The sequence below is a fragment of the Chelativorans sp. YIM 93263 genome (assembly GCF_028767125.1).
Lineage (GTDB): Bacteria > Pseudomonadota > Alphaproteobacteria > Rhizobiales > Rhizobiaceae > Chelativorans.
Genome location: NZ_JAKCWP010000003.1, coordinates 1 through 19,408, shown reverse-complemented (window position 1 = coordinate 19,408; position 19,408 = coordinate 1). Strand labels below are relative to the sequence as shown.

Sequence of the window (19,408 nt, the reverse complement as noted above, 5' to 3'; positions counted from 1 at the left end):
ATAACACGCGGGCAGAACGCGGAAATCCTTCATGCTTGAAAAGACCTATGACGCGACGAGCGTCGAGCCGAAAATCGCGGAAATCTGGGACGACGCAGGGGCGTTCGAGGCCGGAGCCGGCGCTGAACCGGGCGCCGAGTCCTTTACGATCGTCATCCCGCCACCCAACGTAACCGGCTCGCTGCACATCGGCCACGCCCTCAACAACACGCTGCAGGACATCATGGTCCGCTTCGAGCGCATGCGCGGCAAGAATGTGCTCTGGCAGCCGGGGATGGACCATGCCGGCATCGCCACGCAGATGGTTGTCGAGCGACAGCTCATGGAGAAGCAGGTCCACCGGCGTCAGCTCGGCCGCGAGAAGTTCGTCGAGAAGGTCTGGGAGTGGAAGGACCAATCCGGCGGCGTGATCCTCAACCAGTTGAAGCGTTTGGGCGCCTCCTGCGACTGGTCGCGCGAGCGCTTCACCATGGACGAGGGGCTTTCGAAGGCCGTTCTCGAAGTGTTTGTATCGCTCTACAAGCAGGGGCTCATCTATCGCGACAAGCGGCTGGTAAACTGGGACCCCAAGCTCTTGACCGCAATCTCCGACCTCGAAGTGGAGCAGGTCGAGATCAACGGCCATCTTTGGCACTTCCGTTATCCCATCGAGGGCATGACCTTCGACCCGGAAGATCAGAGAACCTATCTCGTCGTTGCCACAACACGGCCGGAGACGATGCTGGGCGACACCGCTGTCGCAGTGAACCCGGACGATGAGCGCTACAAACACCTGATCGGCAAGAACATCATCCTGCCCATCGTCGGCCGTAAGATCCCGATCGTCGCCGACGAATATTCCGATCCGGAAAAGGGCAGCGGCGCGGTGAAGATCACGCCGGCGCACGACTTCAACGATTTCGAAGTCGGCAAGCGGCATCGCCTCCCTGCGATCAACGTGATGACTGCCGAGGCCGCCATAGATATCGTGGAGAACGAGGATTTCCTCGAAGGCCTCGAGCCGACCGAGGCGCAGCGCAGCCTGTGGGAGCAACTGCAAGGGCTCGACCGTTTCGAGGCGCGCAAGCTGATCGTAAAGATCATGGAAGAGGGCGGCCTGCTCGGCAAGGTGGAAGACCACGTCCACATGGTGCCGCACGACGAAAAGTCGAAATCGACCATTATCGAGCCCTTCCTCACCGACCAGTGGTATGTGGATGCCAAGACGCTGGCCAAGCCGGCGATTGAAAGCGTCCGGGCGGGCCGCACGAAATTCGTGCCCAGGAACTGGGAAAAGACCTATTTCGAGTGGATGGAGAACATCCAGCCCTGGTGCATCTCGCGCCAGCTCTGGTGGGGCCATCGCATTCCGGCCTGGTACGGGCCGGACGGCCAGGTTTTCGTCGAGAAGGACGAGGAGACGGCGCTGGAAGCTGCCATCCAGCACTACATCTCGCATGAAGGCGCATGGAAGGCCTGGGTCGAGGAGAAGCTGGAGAACTACCAGCCGGGCGAGATCCTCACCCGTGATGAGGACGTGCTCGACACCTGGTTCTCCTCCGCGCTCTGGCCCTTTTCCACGCTCGGCTGGCCGGACAAGACGCCGGCGCTGAAGACCTATTATCCGACGTCCGTTCTGGTCACCGGCTTCGACATCATCTTTTTCTGGGTCGCCCGCATGATGATGATGGGCCTGCACTTCATGGACGAGGAGCCGTTCCACACGGTCTATGTCCACGCGCTGGTGCGGGACAAGAACGGCGCCAAGATGTCAAAGTCCAAGGGCAACGTCATCGACCCGCTGGAACTCATGGACGAGTATGGCGCTGATGCCCTGCGCTTCACGCTGGCCATCATGGCCGCGCAGGGCAGGGACGTGAAGCTCGACCCTGCGCGCGTGGCCGGCTACCGCAATTTCGGCACCAAGCTGTGGAACGCCACCCGCTTCGCCCAGATGAACGGTGTTGAGCGCGATCCCGATTTCATCCCGGAAGATGCCACGCTCACCATCAACCGCTGGATCCTTACGGAGCTGACGCGCGCTTCCGATGCAATTACGGAAGGGATTACCTCTCACCGCTTCAACGAGGCGGCGGCGTCCGCCTACCGCTTCGTATGGAGCCTGTTCTGCGACTGGTATCTGGAGCTCCTGAAGCCCGTCTTTTCCGGTGATGACGAGCAGGCGAAGGCCGAAGCGCGCGCCTGCACGGCCTATGTTCTGGATCAAACCTACAAGCTGCTCCATCCCATGATGCCCTTCATGACCGAAGAGCTGTGGGCGCAAACGGCCGGTGAGGGCGGTCGTGATGAAATCCTGGCGCTGACGCGCTGGCCTTCGCCCGACTTCGAGGACGAGGAAGCCGCCGACGATGTCAACTGGCTTGTCGATCTCGTTTCCGGCATTCGTTCTGTCCGTGCGGAGATGAATGTCCCGCCGTCGGCCACCGCGCCGCTTGTCGTTGCCGGGGCCGAGGAGACGACGCGCGAGCGCGTCGCCCGTCACCAGCCCGCCATCCAGCGCCTGGCGCGCATCGATGATGTGGTCTTTTCCGACGAGGCGCCAAAGGGCGCGGCTCAGATCCTGCTGGGCGAGGCGACCTTCAGCCTCCCGCTCGGCGAACTGATCGATCTGAAGACCGAGGTTGCGCGCCTGGAGAAGGAGATCGCCAAGACGACGGGTGAGATCCAACGCCTGGAAAAGAAGCTCGGCAATGACAAGTTCGTCGCCAATGCGCCGGAAGAGATCGTCGCCGCCGAGCGAGAGAAGCTGGCCGAGTTCGGCGAAGCCAAGACGCGCCTCGAAGCCGCCCTGGCACGCGTGCGAGAGGCGGGCTGAACGCGCCCGTCTCCGTTAACAGCAACGGTAAAACCTAGCTGCAAAGCCCCAGGTCGGATCGAATGATTCGTGTCAGCATCGGTGCGCGGGCTCAGAAAGGGACGGTATCGGGCCCGTTCGGCTGCCGATTCATCTTTTCGGAAAATTGTTACGTTTTTGCAACAGAAGCATTCGCCGACCGCGATTGTTGCTGTAAAAAGGCGGATTTGCGGCCAAAACGTGCATCATTGCGCCGCTTTCTGCGCCGCTATAGCGCCGCCGGCAAAAATAATGGGGCTTACGTACAGGTAAAATCCGCCTTCATTTCCCATCAGGCGCGCGAAGTTGTTTGTATGCAATGGCAGCCTTGGTATCCTGCCTTCACACGAGCGCTTGAAAGGTAAGGGAGGGTCCTCGTATGCGATTCAGTCTTTTCGGATATACCGCTCTGGGGGTTGTTCTTGTAGCCGCAAGTGCCCAGGCGAATGGTTTTTCGCGCGGCGCGGCGGATACCGACATTCTTTACGAAGAAGGCAATTTCAACATACGCGCCGGCGCGACGGTTGTCATGCCGAGCCACAAGTTCTCTGCTGCTTCAGACCCACGCCTCGTCGGTACGAACTATCTGGATAATTACGTCATTCCGTCGGCGGCCTTGAAACTCGGGCTGACGGAAAACCTTGCCTGTGCCGGCACCTATACGGACGCTTATGGAGCCGCTTCAAGCTTCGACGTACCCTACGGCCCTTCAGGGAAGGAATCCGAAGAATTCATCGTGAACGAGTTCGGCCTTACCTGCGCGGTCTTCGTGGACGTCGGACAGGGCCGCCTGTCGGTGCTTGGCGGCGGATTTCTTGAGCGGTTTGATTACGATCTTTCCGCGGCACCTCCTCTTCTGGGGGGCGCCCCGTTGGATGTCGGACTTGAAAGCGATGCCTATGGCTGGCGTGCGGGCCTTGGCTACGAAATTCCGGATATCGCCCTGCGTGCACAGCTTATGTACCGTTCGGGAACGAAGCACGAAGCGACCGGCATTGCCAACACTCCGTTTGGCCCAGCGCCTGCTTTTGGTGAAGGTGAATTGCCGCAAAGCGTAGAGTTAGAGGTCCAATCTGGCATTGCGCCGGGATGGCTGGCTTTCGGTTCGGTCAAATGGACGGATTGGTCCGTCAACGAGACGCTTGATTTTTCCATCGCCGGGTTCCAGCCGCAGCAGAACCAGTATTACTGGCGCGACGGTTGGACGGTCACCGGTGGCCTTGGCCATTCCTTCAGCGAAGATATTTCCGGTGTCGTCAGCCTCCAGTGGGACCGCGGTGTTTCTACCGGTTACGATTTCCGGAGCGACAGGTGGCGTCTTGCCGGCGGCGTGAATATGAGTGACTCCATTGGTGGAGAGTTGCGCCTGGGCGGTGGTGCTACTTACCTTGCCTCGGCAACGATCGACCAGCCGGATGCAGACCATTACGGAGACGCAGTCGATTCCGGCTGGGCCGGATTCATTTCCGCTTCTTACAGCGTGAACTGGTAACGGGGTCTCGTGCCGGGCCGGGACCGTATGGCCCGGCACTGAGCCACGGGGTTGAAAACGCGTGACACCTTGCGCAGATAGATACGGTGTCACGCGGGCCGGGCCCCTCTGACAGGCAAGGCGTTGCCTGTGATGTCGGTCCGATCATTAACGCGCGGACGCGGCGCATTGTCCGATCCGCCGATATGACACTGCACGATTGGCTGTGGCCTGGCTTCCTGGCATTCGTTGCCCTCATTCTCTTTACCGATCTGTTCGTGCTTCACCGCCGCGATCGCGTAATCTCGACACGCGAGGGTGCGCGAACGGTGGCGGGCTATGTCAGCCTGGCGATGCTCTTTGCCGCTGGTGTGTTCTATTTCGGAGGATCGCATCGTGGCGCCGAGTTTCTCACCGGCTATTTGATCGAGCAGGCTCTTTCCCTCGATAACATTTTTGTCATCGCGCTGATCTTCACCTATTTCAAGGTGCCGGCCGAGGCGCAGTATCGGGTGTTGTTCTACGGGATCATCGGCGCGATCGTCATGCGCCTGTCTTTGATCGTGCCAGGCGTCAAGCTGGTGGATCAATTCTATATTGTCGCGATGGCGCTGGGGGCGTTGCTCATCTTCTCCGGCTTCAAGATGATGATGTCGGGTGGGGACTCGGTTGATCCGGGAGAAAGCCGTGTCGTCAAGCTGCTGAGGCGCACCGGGCGCGTGACCAAAGAATATGAAGGCTCGAAGTTTCTGACGCGCCGCGACGGCATGCTTTACATGACGCCGCTGTTCGTCGTGCTCGCCACGGTCGAGGTGACGGATCTGGTTTTCGCGATCGACTCGATCCCCGCTGTGCTGGCTGTTTCCAACAACGCCTTCATCGTCTTTTCCTCCAACGTATTTGCCATTCTGGGCCTGCGCGCGCTGTTCTTTGTCCTTTCGGGCATGTTGCGAACGTTCCGCTATCTCAAGACGGGACTCTCGCTGGTCCTGATCTTCATCGGCCTGAAGATGATTCTCGGCCATTACATCGAAATCCCCTCCGTGCTCGCATTGACGGTGACGGCCTTGATCATCGGCGGATCGGTCCTTGCATCCATCTTCTTTCCGGAACGAGGGAGCTCGAAAGCCGAGCGTTAGGCCGCTTCGCTCTGTCCAAGGATGATAGGGGAGCCTCGGCCAATTACCGACGCTCAAGAATAGCGCAGACCTCCCCACCTTCATCATACCAAGGTGCTGAGCAAACCCGAACACCCCTGGCATCCATGCCTGAGCGGCAACGAAACGCGCCGGCGCCTCCGGATAAAGCATCCCGCGCGGGGATAAAAAATGGCGCCTCATACATTCTTTCGGCAGATAACCAATTGTTTTTGCTCGATATCAGAAAAAAGTTCGGATTTTTTTCGGCGGATTTTATCCTACAACGCCCAGCCGCTCTTATCATCCAACCCATCGCTCTCGCGGGAACCGGGTCCGGACCGGGGATCAGGGAGGGCGGCGGCAGCCTCCCCCTCCAGGGATCCGGTACCTGGAGGCATGTGAGGGCCCGCAACAGGCCGGCGGCGCCGGGGTGCTGGGTGACAGACAGCATCGCCGGAAAAACCGGGCACCGGGTGAGAGACGGTGCCGGGCAGCCGCGGAGAAGCCGCTAGAGCTTCTTCTTCGGCCCGGCCAAGACCACCCCCTAATTGGGTGCAGCCGGGAAGGAGGGGAGGCCCGAGTGACCGGCCAACCGCGGGACAGCGGCCGGCGGGGCGCGTGGAACGCGCCACTTAAATTAATAGAGAGGCTCGGACCACGCGCCCCGTTTCCCGATCTTTGAAATGGCCAGACGGTGACAAGCCGGGCGTGGCGACGATGACGCGCGCGCCTACGAGCCGCTCACCTGATCGCGAATCCGGCCGAGGGATTCCTCCCGCCCCATAACGGCGAGGACGTCAAAAATGCCGGGCGAGGTGGTGCGGCCGGTCAGCGCGGCGCGCAGCGGCTGGGCCACTTTGCCAAGCTTGCGCTCGGTGCGCTCTGCAAATGCGCGGACGACCGCTTCGGTGCTCTCGGCCGACCAATCCGGGACATCGTCCAACTCGGAAGCCAACTCGCCAAGCATCGCGCGCGCATCACCATCAAGCAGTTTCGCTGCCTTTTCATCGAGCGCCAGCGGCCGTTCGGCAAAAAGGAACTGGGCGCCGTCAGCAAGCTCAATGAGCGTCTTGGACCGCTCCTTGAGGCCGGGCAGGGAGGCGCGAAGCTGGGCCTTGCGGGCCTCGTCCATCCGCCCAAGCAGCGCTTCACCGCCCTCCAGATAAGGCAACGTGTCGAGAAGAAGAGCGAACAGCGTAGCGTCATCGCTCTGGCGGATGTGAATGCCGTTCAGTGCTTCGAGTTTCTGGTAATCGAAGCGAGCCGCACCCTTGTTGATGTCCTTGATCTCAAACCACTCGATCATCTGTTCGGTGGACATCACCTCGTCATCGCCGTGGCTCCAGCCCAGACGGGCGAGATAGTTGCGCAGTGCGACCGGCAAATAGCCCATGGCGCGATAGGTTTCCACGCCGAGAGCACCGTGCCGCTTGGAGAGCTTTGCGCCGTCGGGACCGTGAATGAGTGGGACATGCGCCATGACGGGCACGTCCCAGCCCATGGCCTTGTAGATCAGCGTCTGCCGGGCGGCGTTGGTCAGATGATCGTCGCCGCGGATGACGTGCGTGATACCCATATCGTGATCGTCGACCACCACCGCGTGCATGTAGGTGGGCGATCCATCCGAACGCACGATGATGAAGTCATCGAGGTCCTTGTTAGGAAACCGCACCTGACCTTGCACCTCGTCGTGGACGACGGTGTCGCCCTCTCGCGGCGCCTTGATGCGGATCACGGGCTTCACGCCTTCCGGCGCTTCGCTTGGGCTCCGGTCGCGCCAGCGGCCGTCGTAACGCGGCGGACGGCCTTCGGCACGCGCCTTCTCGCGCATCTCCTCGATTTCCTCGGCGCTTGCATAGCAATAATAGGCTTCCCCCTTGCGCACGAGCTCCTCGGCCACCTCGCGGTGGCGATCGGCGCGGGCGTACTGGGAGATGGGGTCGCCCTCCCAGCTGAGCCCCAGCCAGGAAAGTCCGTCGAGGATTGCCTGCGTCGCTTCCGGCGTCGAGCGTTGCCGATCGGTATCCTCGATGCGCAAAAGCATCGTGCCGCCGGTATGCTGTGCATAAAGCCAGTTGAACAATGCGGTGCGCGCACCGCCAATATGCAGGAAACCGGTAGGTGAGGGCGCAAAGCGTGTGACGACGGGTTTTGTCATGATCATCTCGATTGTTGCGAGCCAAGCTCCGCTCGACTGGAAATCGGCGGCCCGTCCTGTAGCATAGGCAGGTCGCGGCGCAAGCGCCTGTGGAGAGAAAATGGGCAAGGGGGGCAACAGCGGGGAGGCTGTGGGGGACGAGAGTGCCCAGTTTCTCCCTGCGGACGAGCGGGTTTCCTGGCCGTTGGCTGGCAGCGCAGATGCCTTTCCGGCATCGGCGCCGGGCGGTGCCGCGCCGCCGTGGCTCGTTCGCATGTGGCGCGCGGTTCTCCGCTTTTTCCAGGTTGAGACTGCAAAGGACGCCGCGCGCGGCGCGGGCTTTCTCTGCCTGCCCGTGCTGCTCGCCGCCGGAGCAGCCACCTATTTCGCGCTTCCCTTCGAGCCCGGCGCGCTGCCGCTTACCCTTTACTGTGCGTTTTTTGCCATCGCGGCATGTGTCACTCGGCAACGTCCGTTCGCGATGGCTCTCTCCACCGCACTTCTGGTCTTTGCACTCGGTCTGGCCGTTGCCAAGCTGGAGACCTGGCGGGCGGACACGCCCATGGTCGGGTCGGATGTCACGACGAACATAACCGGCCGCCTTGTCCGCCTCGAACATCAGGCAAGCGGCCGCATACGCCTGACGGTCGATATTCAGACAACGGAGCGCCCGCAACTTCACTACCCGCCTGAACGCGTGCGGCTTTCGGCCCGATCCGTCCCGGATGGATTACAGCCCGGCGATGGTATCTCGGGGCTTGTCCGGCTCATGTCGCCATCCGGTCCGGTACGTCCCGGTACGTATGATTTCTCGTTTGCGAGCTACTTTGCGGGTCGCGGCGCGGTCGGATTCTTTATGTCCGGGCCGGACATAGCCGCTTTGGAAGAAGATCTGCCAGTCTGGGCATACCCGGCACGCTGGCTGGAAAGGAAGCGGGAAGCGCTGGCAGAGCGTATCAGGACGCATGTGGACGGATCGGAGGGCGAGATTGCCGTCGCTATCATCACCGGCTTCCGCAAGGGCATACCGGAAGAGGTGAATGAATGGCTGCGCCGGGCCGGGATGGCGCACATCCTCGCGATATCGGGGCTTCACATGGCTCTCGTTGCGGCGACCATGATGGTCATCGTGCGCACGAGCGCCGCTGCCTTCCCGGGTCTGGCCTCCCGCCATCCGGTCAAGAAATACGCTGCTGTCGCCGCGCTCGCCATGTGCACGCTCTACCTCTTCATTTCGGGCGCGGCCGTGGCGGCGCAGCGCAGTTACATCATGCTGGGAATAATGCTCGCTGCTCTCCTGTTCGACCGTGCGGCGTTGACCATGCGCAATGTGGCCATCGCCGCCCTCATTATCATCGCCTTGTCTCCGCACGAGGTGATCGGCCCCAGCTTCCAGATGTCCTTTGCCGCGACTGCCGCGCTCGTGGCGTCCTATGCCGCCTGGACGGATTGGCGCCGTGAACGTGTCGTGCGCTCCGATTTCACGCAGCGGTCACTGCTCCGGCGTGTTCTGCGCACTCTCCTGCTTTTCTTCGCGGGCGTGGCGGCGACCTCGATCATCGCGGGGCTGGCGACGACACTCTACGGTGTCTGGCATTTTCAGCGCGTGTCGCCGCTTGCGTTGGGAGCCAATCTGCTCGCCATGCCGCTTGTCTCGCTGATCGCCATGCCGTCAGCCGTCATCGCCATGCTGGCATTGCCATTCGGTCTCGATGGCGTCTTCCTGGCCATCATGGGGCGCGTCCTGGCCGCGGTAATAGCCGTCGCGAAGTGGTTTTCGGACAATTCGCCTGTCGATTCGGTAGGCCTCATACCGCTCCTTGCAATGCTTATGCTGACAAGCGCCCTGGTCATACTCGTCGTTTCGACCACGCGACTGAGGCTTTTGGCTCTGCCCTTCGCTGCCGCTGGCCTCGTGCTGCTAATGACTCGAGACCTTCCGGATGTTCTCGTTACGGAGGACGCGCGGCTGGTCGGGATTCTCGACGGGTCTGGAATTCTTGCCGTGAACCGAACCCGGCCGAACGGCTTCACGATGAGTGATTGGGAAAGGGCGCTGGCCGCCGAAACCGTCGTGAAGCCCGACAATAAAGAAGCGAGACCGGCTGCGAATTCTATCGATGGCAGCGATTTTCGGTTTTCGTGCGGGGAGGGGCTTTGCCTGACGCGGCTTGAGAGCGGCGCACTGATTGCCCACGCCGAAAATGAGGAAGCGGCGAGAACAGTCTGCGCCACTGCCGCACTCCTCGTGCTCGATGACGCGACGACCGAAAATCCCTGTCCGGGAATACCGGTTACCGTTCTTACCAAACGTGATTTGGCCCGAAATGGCAGCGCCGCAATTCACTTCCAGCGGGAAGGCTCAACTCTAGCGGTAGAAATTGTCTTTGCAACGCCCGAGCCATGGCGCCCTTGGCATGACCATCGGGCCTGGTCACGCTCTGCCCGCGGTCTTGCTTCCGACTGACGTGCCGGATCAGTAACGGCGTATCAGGCCGGTCAGGCGGCCCTGAATGCGTACACGGTCAGGACCGAAGATTCTCGTCTCATAGGCTGGGTTGGCCGCTTCCAGAGCAATGGATGCGCCTTTGCGGCGGAAGCGCTTGAGCGTGGCCTCTTGATCATCTACTAGCGCCACGACGATCTCACCGGGGTTGGCCGTCTGCGTCTTCCGAATAACGACAGTGTCCCCGTCGAAGATGCCGGCTTCGATCATCGAATCGCCCTTGACCTCCAACGCGTAGTGATCGCCGCTTGAAATCAGGTCCGGCGGAACGCTGATTTCATGCGTCTGGTGCTGAATTGCGTCGATCGGCACACCGGCCGCGATCCGCCCCATGACTGGAACAGCGATGCTTCCGCTATTTTCATTGCTGGTCGCAGGGCGGGGAACTGGCGCTGTGCGGCTTTGCCCGCCTTCGATGACGCTGGGGGAGAACTTGCGTCCGCCGAGGCCAGGGGCGATCGATTCGGGCAGACGAATAACCTCCATCGCACGCGCACGGTTGGGCAGTCTGCGGAGGAAGCCGCGCTCTTCCAACGCGGTGATCAGCCGGTGGATACCGGATTTCGATGCCAGGTTCAGCGCGTCCTTCATTTCATCGAAGGAAGGCGGAATACCGGTTTCCTTCAAGCGGTCGTTGATAAAGAGTAACAGTTCGTGTTGTTTGCGCGTCAGCATTCGTCAGAGCCCCACAATCACAGAGAAACGAAACCAGAACATAAAGTATATGTTCGGCTTGTGTTCCGCAAGCATAATGTGAATCACGGATGCTGCGCGGCACCGCGCGAGCGGGTCACTTCGATGTGATGGCGCCCACCGTCCGGTCGTCGGTTCGCTTCAGACTCACGCCGATTACCGGAACCAACTCATCGCCGACGTGGACCGAAATCGTGACATTCATTGTGTTTTCGTCGGCGATCCGCGCCTGCATCGCACCGGTCAGCTCTTGACGGTGAATGGAAAACACGACGTGCTTGTCGCCGACCCTTCCACCGGTCACATCTAGGCCTTCGCCATTGGCGCCGTCGAGGAACGTGCCGCGGTAACCGCCTCCTGCGCGCTCGACGCGAGCCGACATCTTCTTGTTGAAGAGGCCAACGCGGCATCCCCCTTCGAGAGCCATGCCGGCATTTCTGTCCGGCACTGATCCCGTGAGATTGCAGACAAACTTCGTGCCTTCGTACTTTCCGGCGACGATCTCTCCCGGGCCGGTCCACTGACCCTCGATCTGCTCGAAGAAGCGTCGTTCGCGGTCGGACGCGCCTGCAGGAATAGCCCCACCGACGGCGAATGCAGCGGCCAGAAATAAAGCGAAACTTTTGCGCGACAGCGAGGACATGGGGCACCCGAAAGATTGCTTATTGATCTAGGCCACGATCAGCATGAGACGTTTTGGTTAATGCTTTCTCACCGGTTGCATTTATGAGCGCAACAATTAGCCCTAATTATGCTCATTGCACCACCGTTGTCGCTTGTTACACAGCCTTTTGGCACAGGAATGTCAGGATGACCCGGCAAGCGTTTGGCAGCCGCAGGTGGTTATATTCTCATTCGCCCCTAATGAGGTCGCGATCTCCCCACGAGGCGGACGACCACATCTTCTTTGACCTCGGCAAGGCGCGTGATGAAGCGAAATAGGAAAATGCGACGCCATTCTGGAAACCGCAGCTCGGTGTAGTAGGCATAACTGCCACAGTACCGAGCGCGGCAAGCGTCACTTGAGCTTGTCTGCAGCCTTCTCCTGGCTCGCGGCAAAACGCGTGAGCGCTTTCAGAATGTCACCCATGCGGGGGCGTTCGACAGAATGAAAGGCGAGGGGGCGGATGGCCGTCATTGCAGCCAGACCTACACGGGCGGTCATCATGCCGTTGACGACGCCTTCGCCAAGTTTTGCCGAGAGTCGCGCGGCGATCCCGTGGCCGATGATTTGCTGGACCAGCGTTTCACCCATGGCCATGGAGCCGGTGATGGCGAGATGGGCGAGCACTTTTCGGAAAAGGCGCAGAAAGCCGAAAAAACCCGGACGCCCGCAGTAAAGTTCGCTGAGGCGACGGAGAAGACGGACAATCTCGAAAATCACATAGCCTACGTCCATCAACGCACGCGGGCTAACGGCCGTGACCACTGAAACGCGTTTGGCAGCGTCGAGTACCATTTTCTGCGCTCGTGCATCGATGGAGGCAAGCAGTTCCTTTTCCGCAATTTTCAGGAGGTCCCGGCCGTCGATGACATCCTGCTCCACCTCCTTGAGCGCCCGGCGCCCCGCGGCTGTTTCCGCCCGCCCGGCGAAAAGTCCGGAAAGATCCGAAACGACCGTCCGTGCCGCCTTCATATCGTCATCCGCATAGGCCTGGTCGGCACGGCGTCTTAGGCGCTCGACGGAAGTGAGGCGGGAGAGGGCATAAAGCTCGCGTACAAGGATTATGAGCAGCGATAGAGCCGCGACAGCAGCAAGCCCGAGGGCCAGCCATCCCAACCAGTCGGCGCGTGCGTACAAATCGCGGATCAGCCGATCTGTCCACAGTCCGAGCGCAAGTGAGATCAGCAGTCCGAACGCAGCAAAGAAGACCGGCCCGAAGCGAAAGAGCTTTCGCGGAGCGGTCGCGGGCGGCGGAGCGGCATCCGGTGGGTCGAGCGCCTCGATGGTATCGATTTCATCCGGATCGATGGTAACTGAGTCGACGGTGACGGCGCGCGGCTTGCGCGCGGCCTCGTCGGCCTTACGGTTGCCTGAATTTTCCGGCTTTAGGCGAAATGCGGCCGGGCGGCGTGAGTCGCTCATGCCAGCTTATCTCCCAACAGAAACTGCAGCGCCCGATCCAGTCGGATATGTGGCAGCGAGAGGGTTACGCCTTCGGCCGTCCGCTCCAGCTTGGGCGGGCGGAACCGGACGAAGCGGATCGAGGGTTCGGCCCCGGAGCCGGAGGATTTTTGCCTGAAGAGCGCTGCCGGACTTTCCGGCAGATCCCCGGGGAAAACAGCCGTTTCCGTTTGTCCGTCGAAGGTTTCGTCGCCGATAGTCTCGCCTGCGAGAGGCGTTCCCATGATGACGGGCAGTTTGTGACCTTCATGCGAGACAGTGCCTTCGCGCGTTGCCCGGATGGCAGCCATTGCCAAGGCCTCGACGGTCGCACCGGAAAAATCCGCACGGGACGTGGCGCGCTCGGTGAGACGGCGAACGATGGCCTGCATGCGGTCGTGACTCTCGTGGTGAATGTGGTCGGCCTTGGTGGCGGCAACGAGAATGCGGTCGATGCGCCGCGCGATGAGGTCGGTCAAAAAATTCCCACGCCCCGGCCGGAAACAGACGAGAATTTCCGTGAGCGCCCTTTCGAGGTCCTCCACGGCTGCCGCACCCGCGTTGATAGCCTGCATTGCGTCGATCAAGACGATCTGCCGGTCGAGCCGGGCGACGTGCTCCCGGAAGAACGGCTTGATCACATGCGTCTTGTAAGCCTCGTAGCGGCGCTCCATCATGGCTTGCATGGAACCGGGCTTGGATCTCTTGCTCAATCGTGAGAGTGGAGCAAATGTAAGTGCCGGTGAGCCTTCGAGATCGCCTGGCATCAAAAAGCGGCCCGGCGGCAGGGTCGAAAGCGCCCGGCCGTCCTGCTTGCACGCTTTCAGGTATGTCGCGAAAGCCGCGAACAGCCGCTGCGCCAGCACTTCGTCTGCCTCGGCATCCGGATCGATCCGGGAAGAGAGTTCCCGCCATTCCCGTGAGATATCGTCGCGAACAGGGGATTCGGCGAGTTCGACCGCTTCGCGGCTGAAGACGTCATAGCTTTTTCCCAAGAGTGGGAGGTCGAGCAGCCACTCGCCTGGATAGTCGACGATGTCGATCGACAATCGACCCCGCGACAAGAGGCGGCCCCACGCGGAAGCGGATTCATATTCGAGGGTCAGCCGCAGTTCCGATATAGCGCGCGTGGAGGCCGGCCAGACCCGCTCATCCACGAGATCGGCGATGTGCTCTTCATATTGGAAGCGGGGAACCGCGTCGTCCGGCTGATGCTCGAGGTAGGCCTTGGCGATTCGGCCGGACGCCTGCGATTCGAACATCGGCAAACGCCCGCCATGCACCAGATTATGCACCAGCGCGGAGATGAACACCGTCTTACCCGCGCGCGAAAGCCCGGTCACGCCGAGCCTGACCGCAGGTGACCACAAGCTGCTGGCGCGGTCGCTGACGGTATCAAACGCGATGCGGGTTTCGTCGGCCAGGGAAGTCAGGGCAGGCAAGGGCGGTCCTCAACAGGTTGCAGAAGCGATATAGGTGACGAAACGAAACGGCAAAACGAAGAATGGCGCGCGCGGAGAATGGAACGGTTGCCGTAAACTCCAGAGTTTTCCCCGTTTTTGACATTTGCGTTACACGCCATTGTTTGTACTTGTCGCCGCCGCTTTGCCCGAATATACAGGCGCCGGCAAGTTGTGGGGTGAATTCATGAGTGATCCCGTAGATACCCAATATGTCCCCTCCGAAGATGAGCCGTTTATGAACGAGCGCCAGCGCGCGTATTTCCGCCACAAGCTGCTTCAGTGGAAAGACGATATCCTCCGGGAAGCGCGAGAGACCCTGGAAGGCCTCCAGAACGAGAACGCCAATCATCCCGATCTGACCGATCGAGCCTCGTCGGAAACCGATCGCGCAATCGAGCTACGCGCTCGGGACCGTCAGCGCAAACTCATCGCAAAGATCGATGCGGCGCTGCAGCGTATTGACGACGGCACGTACGGGTTTTGCGAGGAAACGGGCGAGCCGATCTCGCTGAAGCGGCTTGATGCCCGCCCGATCGCAACGCTTTCCATCGAGGCGCAGGAGCGGCACGAGCGGCGCGAAAAGGTTTACCGCGACGACTGAGCCGTCGCGGTTATAAGCCGCACTGCTGCATCTGGACGGCATAATCTCGCGCCATATCCGCTGCGCGCTGCGCGGCCTGCTTCATGTGCGCATTGTTTTTCCACGTGCCCCGCGCATAGCCGCCATGGCCCGCATAGTAGGCGAGATAGAGATTGTAGGTGTCGTTGAGCGCGATACCGTTACGCTGATTGCTTTGGGTATGATACCAGCCGACGAAGTCGACGGCATCCGAAAAGCTGCTGCGCCGCGCTCCCCAATTACCGGTTGAGCGCTTGTATTCATCCCAGGTACCGTCCAGAGCCTGAGAAAAGCCGTAGGCGCTCGATGGCCGTTTCCACGGGATGAAGCCGAGCAGTTTTTTCCGGGGTGGGCGGGCGCTGGCGTGGAATCCCGATTCGATGCGTATCGTCGACATGAGTACCGGAACCGGGACACCGTACTTGCGTTCCGCGCTCTTGGCGGCGCTATGCCAGTTATTGAACCAGCCATCCTTCTGATTGAAGACGGAACAGACATTGTTGATATTGCTCGGCTTGCTCGCGCAACCGGCTAATATCAGGAGAACGGCTAACGGGGCGGCCCATTTCAGCAAGTATCTCATGGCGCGGAGCAATAAGCTAAAATTCTAACGAACCGCTTAACGAGGAGCTTAACGAAGTCATAGCGTCACACCCCTCGGCCCCGAGCAAGGAAGTTCATGGATTTGCGGTTGATTTGCCGGAGGGGGAGGAATACTGTCCGAAGAATAGATTTTCCCTTCATTCTCCGATTTGGGTGGGATTGCGCTCTGGCTGTGGCTTCTTCGCGCCTCAATCCTTTGAACCCGGAGCTTGGATCGAATGGAGGGATTGTAGGTCTAGGGGAACTATAAGGGGCCAGATGGAACCCAAGGTAAAAGTCAGGAATCTTTTTAAAATTTTCGGAGATGCTCCGGAGACCGCGCTTGAGCGCCTGAAGCAGGGACAGAGCAAGGAGCAGATCCTAGAAGAGACGGGCCACGTCGTAGGTGTACAGGACGCGAGTTTCGACGTAGGCGAGGGAAGCATCTTCGTCGTCATGGGTTTGTCCGGCTCGGGAAAATCGACGCTCGTGCGCATGCTCAACGGGCTTATCCCGCCGACCTCCGGTGAAATCCTCATCGATGGCGACGATGTTGCAAATTGCTCGCCCGAGCGGCTGCGGGATATCCGTCGCAACAAGATCGCCATGGTTTTCCAGCACTTTGCGCTCTTCCCGCACAAGACGATCGCGGAGAACACCGCGTACGGCCTGAAGATCAAGGGCGTCTCGGCGGCGGAGCGCCGCGAGAAAGCCCTTCAGTCACTTGATCAGGTGGGGCTGAAGGCCTGGGCCGATGGATATCCTTCTGAACTCTCCGGCGGCATGCAGCAGCGCGTGGGGCTCGCACGCGGACTGGCCACCAACCCGCAAATCCTGCTGATGGACGAGCCTTTCGGCGCGCTCGACCCCCTCATTCGCCGCGAGATGCAGGAGGAGCTTCTGCAGCTTCAGCGAAGCCTGAAGAAGACCATCATCTTCATTACACACGATCTGAATGAGGCGCTGATCCTGGGCGATCGGATCGCGATCATGAAGGATGGCCGTTTCGTTCAGGTAGGCACCGCGCAGGAGATCGTAGCCGATCCTGCAGATGATTATGTGAGCGCATTCGTGGCCGATATCGATCGCGGACGCGTTTTCACGGCCGGGCATGTCGCCAATGACGCGCAGGCAGTGCAGCTTTCAGATGACTCTCAAAATGCGCTAAAAGCCATGGAGGATCTGAACCGCAACGCGCTTTATGTCCTCGACGGCGAGAGGATCGTTGGCGTGGTGACCTACCAGGACTTGAGCACGGCGATACGCGAGAACGGGAAAGCAGATGGCGCTTTGGCCGATGTCCTGGTTTCCGACTATCCGGTCGCAAATCGAGACGCGCAGCTACATGAGCTCTATGGGCTGGCGAGCACAGGGCTGCCGATTGCCGTAACGGACAAGAACGGCAGCCTTATTGGTGTTGTTGAGCCTGAAGCCGTTTTTGCGCAGCTTTCCGGCGACGAGCAAACGCAGGACAGCGTTCGATCCGACACGCCGCCAGCGGCATGATCGTCGTGGTTGGTGCCAATAATACGAGAATGGGAGGCGCATGTGCTCAGCCCCGCTGATATTCTGACGATTCCCTTCGATGACTGGGTGAACACGCTGGTACGTGACTATCTCGTACCGAATTTCCGCCCCTTTTTCCGGGCGCTGCAGGTTCCAGTTACGACGGTGTTGAATGCTTTCGATGCATTCTTCCAGTTCATTCCGATGGTCGTTTTCACACTCGTCCTGGCATTCATCGCCTGGCGAGTGGTCGGGCGCGGCATCGCGATTTTCACGCTGTTGGCCCTTACCTTCATCGATATGATCGGCCTGTGGACGGAAACGATGACGACCTTGTCGATGATCGTGACGTCTGTGCTGTTTTGTACCATTATCGGCGTGCCGATCGGAATCCTCGTTGCCGGCAGCAACAAGCTGTGGTCGGTTGTCCGGCCCATTCTGGACATCATGCAGACGATCCCGTCTTTCGTTTACCTGGTGCCTATCGTCATGCTGTTCGGCGTGGGTATGGTTCCGGGGATCATCGCAACGATCATCTTTGCGCTCCCGCCGATCATCAGACTCACCAACCTGGGCATTCGCAATGTCCGCGGCGATCTGATCGAGGCAGCCGAAGCCTTTGGCTCGACGCGCTGGCAGATGTTGTGGGAAGTGCAACTGCCGCTGGCGCTCCGCACGGTGATGGCCGGCCTGAACCAGACGCTGATGCTTTCGCTGTCGATGGTGGTAATTGCCGCCCTCATTGGCGCCGGCGGGTTGGGGCTGACCGTTTACACGGGCCTTGGACGGCTTGACGTCGGTGGTGCGACGGCCGGTGGCGTCGGCATCGTTCTTCTGGCTATTATTCTCGACCGTATTACGCAGGCGCTGGGCGAGCAAAGCGGGGTGCGTACACCCTCATTGCGCCAGATGCTGGTTTCGGTGTTTCGCCCGCGCGGAGCCGTGACGGGCGAGACCAACAAGACGGGCAATTAAGCCCGCCTTTGCGGGGTGCAACCCCGCTTCGCATTGCGGGATACATCTCGCACTGAACGAAACATGAAAAGGAGAGGCATATGTTCACTGTTAAGAAAGCCGTGCCAGCGTTTGCTGCCGCCGCTCTCATGAGCGCCGGGTCGTTCGCGCCTGCTATCGCACAGGACCAGCCCGGTGAAGGAACGACGGTCCAGATGGCGCGCGCCACCTGGGATACCGGCTGGTTCCATGCCGAAATCTACAAGCAGTTGCTTGAGGAACTTGGATACACCGTGGAAGGCCCGACGACGCTCGACAACCCGCCTTTCTACCAGGCTGTCACCCAGGGCGATGTCGATCTGTGGGTGAACGGCTGGTTCCCGCTTCACAACACCTACCGCAGCACATTCGAGAGTGGCGCTGAGGTCGTCGGCGCTGTTGCCGAGGGCGGCGCGCTGGAAGGCTATCTCGTCGACAAGGCATCGGTAGAAGAGTTCGATATCCAGACGCTGGACGACTTCAAGCGTGACGAGGTGAAGGAAGCGTTTGACCGTAATGGCGACGGCAAGGCCGATCTCGTCGCCTGCCCTCCCGGGTGGGGCTGCGAAGTCAACATTGAGCATCACTTGGATGCCTATGATCTTCGCGACCATGTGAACCCGATCAAGGCCGGCTACTCCGCGTCGATGGCCGATGCGATCGCCGCTTACGAGAACGGTGAATCCATCCTGTTCTACACGTGGACGCCGAACTGGACGGTGAACGAGTTGGTTCCCGGCGAAGACGTGATGTGGATTGAGGTTCCGGAAGTCGACCTGCCGGAAGACATGTCCGATCTGGAAGACGCTGCTACGCTGGAAGGCGTTGAGGGCTGTGTGGCCGATCCGTGTACGCTCGGCTTCCCGGCCAATGACATCGTTCCGGTGGTAAACTCCAGCTTCTTGGGTGAAAACCCGGCGGTGGAATCCCTGCTTCAGGCCGCGAGCATCCCGCTGGCCGATGTTTTCGCCCAGAATGCGGCGATGAACGAAGGCGATGACGACATCGAGCAGCAGGCTGCCGACTGGATCGAGAACAACCGCGACATGGTTGACGGCTGGCTCGACGAGGCACGTTCCGCCGCGAACTAAGCGTTTGCTGGGTTGAACGAAGATGTGACCGGGCCTGCCTTGCGGGCCCGGTTTTCGATTCGTATGTAGACAGAGGCGCATGCTCCTGATCGCTGGAGTTTCGCCAACGCTCCGCCGCGGATCGCGCGAGGTGCTTTATGCATCGATTCACGCGCAAGAGGGCTTGTTTTTTGTGCGCTTTGCCGCTAATCGCCCCGCATCCGAAATCGACAACACGCCGCCAGGGAAATTCAGATGGCCAAGGATAAGTTTGAGCGCACGAAGCCGCATG

The 19,408-nt window shown here is 60.4% G+C and carries 16 protein-coding genes; 10 read left to right on the top strand and 6 right to left on the bottom strand.

What is annotated here, in order from left to right; genetic code table 11:
* Nucleotides 1–31: 31 nt before the first annotated feature.
* The 4 genes from LY631_RS07125 (at nt 32) to LY631_RS07110 (ending at nt 5,443) form a co-directional block, all read left to right on the top strand.
* Nucleotides 32–2,815 (top strand): valine--tRNA ligase, encoded by a 2,784-nt coding sequence (locus LY631_RS07125; RefSeq protein ID WP_274424497.1) that lies wholly within the window; start codon nt 32–34, stop codon nt 2,813–2,815.
* Between the two features lie 62 nt (nt 2,816–2,877).
* Complete coding sequence (locus tag LY631_RS07120) at nt 2,878–3,198, top strand: hypothetical protein (RefSeq protein ID WP_274424496.1); 321 nt, start codon at nt 2,878–2,880, stop codon at nt 3,196–3,198.
* Nucleotides 3,199–3,212: 14 nt separating this feature from the next.
* Nucleotides 3,213–4,325 carry an outer membrane protein transport protein gene (locus LY631_RS07115; protein WP_274424495.1) on the top strand — a complete coding sequence of 371 codons (1,113 nt, stop codon included), beginning with the start codon at nt 3,213–3,215 and terminating at the stop codon, nt 4,323–4,325.
* Between the two features lie 185 nt (nt 4,326–4,510).
* Complete coding sequence (locus LY631_RS07110; RefSeq protein ID WP_274424494.1) at nt 4,511–5,443, top strand: TerC family protein; 933 nt, start codon at nt 4,511–4,513, stop codon at nt 5,441–5,443.
* Nucleotides 5,444–6,173: 730 nt separating this feature from the next.
* On the opposite strand, the gene gltX is transcribed toward LY631_RS07110, so the two are convergent.
* Nucleotides 6,174–7,601, bottom strand: a complete 1,428-nt coding sequence (gene gltX, locus LY631_RS07105) for a glutamate--tRNA ligase (RefSeq protein ID WP_274424493.1) — start codon at nt 7,599–7,601, stop codon at nt 6,174–6,176.
* Between the two features lie 100 nt (nt 7,602–7,701).
* On the opposite strand from gltX, the gene LY631_RS07100 reads away from it, so the two are divergent.
* Entirely contained in the window at nt 7,702–10,047 is a 2,346-nt protein-coding gene (locus tag LY631_RS07100; protein WP_274424492.1) for a ComEC/Rec2 family competence protein, read from the top strand.
* Between the two features lie 9 nt (nt 10,048–10,056).
* Here LY631_RS07100 and lexA read toward each other — a convergent pair whose 3' ends face one another.
* From lexA to LY631_RS07080, 4 genes are all read right to left on the bottom strand, one after another.
* On the bottom strand, nt 10,057–10,761 hold the full coding sequence (lexA, locus tag LY631_RS07095; protein WP_274424491.1) for a transcriptional repressor LexA: 705 nt from the start codon (nt 10,759–10,761) through the stop codon (nt 10,057–10,059).
* Nucleotides 10,762–10,876: 115 nt separating this feature from the next.
* The gene (locus LY631_RS07090; RefSeq protein WP_274424490.1) at nt 10,877–11,422 is read right to left on the bottom strand and encodes a hypothetical protein; all 546 of its coding nucleotides are present in this window, start codon (nt 11,420–11,422) and stop codon (nt 10,877–10,879) included.
* A 375-nt stretch (nt 11,423–11,797) separates the two neighbouring features.
* Nucleotides 11,798–12,865, bottom strand: coding sequence for a YcjF family protein (locus LY631_RS07085; RefSeq protein ID WP_274424489.1), 1,068 nt, complete (start codon nt 12,863–12,865; stop codon nt 11,798–11,800).
* Entirely contained in the window at nt 12,862–14,325 is a 1,464-nt protein-coding gene (locus LY631_RS07080) for a YcjX family protein (protein WP_274424488.1), read from the bottom strand. Before LY631_RS07080 ends, LY631_RS07085 begins: the two co-directional genes overlap by 4 nt.
* 205 nt (nt 14,326–14,530) lie before the next feature.
* Between LY631_RS07080 and dksA the strand changes: the two genes are divergently transcribed.
* Nucleotides 14,531–14,947 (top strand): RNA polymerase-binding protein DksA, encoded by a 417-nt coding sequence (gene dksA / locus LY631_RS07075; RefSeq protein WP_274424487.1) that lies wholly within the window; start codon nt 14,531–14,533, stop codon nt 14,945–14,947.
* Between the two features lie 10 nt (nt 14,948–14,957).
* On the opposite strand, the gene LY631_RS07070 is transcribed toward dksA, so the two are convergent.
* Entirely contained in the window at nt 14,958–15,536 is a 579-nt protein-coding gene (locus LY631_RS07070; RefSeq protein ID WP_445082861.1) for a transglycosylase SLT domain-containing protein, read from the bottom strand.
* A 290-nt stretch (nt 15,537–15,826) separates the two neighbouring features.
* On the opposite strand from LY631_RS07070, the gene LY631_RS07065 reads away from it, so the two are divergent.
* The 4 genes from LY631_RS07065 to LY631_RS07050 form a co-directional block, all read left to right on the top strand.
* Entirely contained in the window at nt 15,827–17,053 is a 1,227-nt protein-coding gene (locus LY631_RS07065) for a quaternary amine ABC transporter ATP-binding protein (protein ID WP_274424484.1), read from the top strand.
* A 42-nt stretch (nt 17,054–17,095) separates the two neighbouring features.
* Nucleotides 17,096–18,028, top strand: a complete 933-nt coding sequence (locus LY631_RS07060) for an ABC transporter permease (RefSeq protein ID WP_274424483.1) — start codon at nt 17,096–17,098, stop codon at nt 18,026–18,028.
* Between the two features lie 80 nt (nt 18,029–18,108).
* Nucleotides 18,109–19,137 carry a glycine betaine/L-proline ABC transporter substrate-binding protein ProX gene (gene proX, locus LY631_RS07055; protein WP_274424481.1) on the top strand — a complete coding sequence of 343 codons (1,029 nt, stop codon included), beginning with the start codon at nt 18,109–18,111 and terminating at the stop codon, nt 19,135–19,137.
* A gap of 79 nt (nt 19,138–19,216) precedes the next feature.
* On the top strand, nt 19,217–19,408 hold a 192-nt coding region (locus LY631_RS07050; RefSeq protein ID WP_274424480.1), incomplete at its 3' end, for a hypothetical protein.

Bases quoted from the DNA above. Each gene is read 5' to 3' on its own strand.
- LY631_RS07125 (WP_274424497.1), top strand. From the start codon at position 32: ATGCTTGAAAAGACCTATGACGCGACGAGCGTCGAGCCGAAAATCGCG.
- LY631_RS07120 (WP_274424496.1), top strand. From the start codon at position 2,878: ATGATTCGTGTCAGCATCGGTGCGCGGGCTCAGAAAGGGACGGTATCG.
- LY631_RS07115 (WP_274424495.1), top strand. From the start codon at position 3,213: ATGCGATTCAGTCTTTTCGGATATACCGCTCTGGGGGTTGTTCTTGTA.
- LY631_RS07110 (WP_274424494.1), top strand. From the start codon at position 4,511: ATGACACTGCACGATTGGCTGTGGCCTGGCTTCCTGGCATTCGTTGCC.
- gltX (WP_274424493.1), bottom strand. From the start codon at position 7,601: ATGACAAAACCCGTCGTCACACGCTTTGCGCCCTCACCTACCGGTTTC.
- LY631_RS07100 (WP_274424492.1), top strand. From the start codon at position 7,702: ATGGGCAAGGGGGGCAACAGCGGGGAGGCTGTGGGGGACGAGAGTGCC.
- lexA (WP_274424491.1), bottom strand. From the start codon at position 10,761: ATGCTGACGCGCAAACAACACGAACTGTTACTCTTTATCAACGACCGC.
- LY631_RS07090 (WP_274424490.1), bottom strand. From the start codon at position 11,422: ATGTCCTCGCTGTCGCGCAAAAGTTTCGCTTTATTTCTGGCCGCTGCA.
- LY631_RS07085 (WP_274424489.1), bottom strand. From the start codon at position 12,865: ATGAGCGACTCACGCCGCCCGGCCGCATTTCGCCTAAAGCCGGAAAAT.
- dksA (WP_274424487.1), top strand. From the start codon at position 14,531: ATGAGTGATCCCGTAGATACCCAATATGTCCCCTCCGAAGATGAGCCG.
- LY631_RS07065 (WP_274424484.1), top strand. From the start codon at position 15,827: ATGGAACCCAAGGTAAAAGTCAGGAATCTTTTTAAAATTTTCGGAGAT.
- proX (WP_274424481.1), top strand. From the start codon at position 18,109: ATGTTCACTGTTAAGAAAGCCGTGCCAGCGTTTGCTGCCGCCGCTCTC.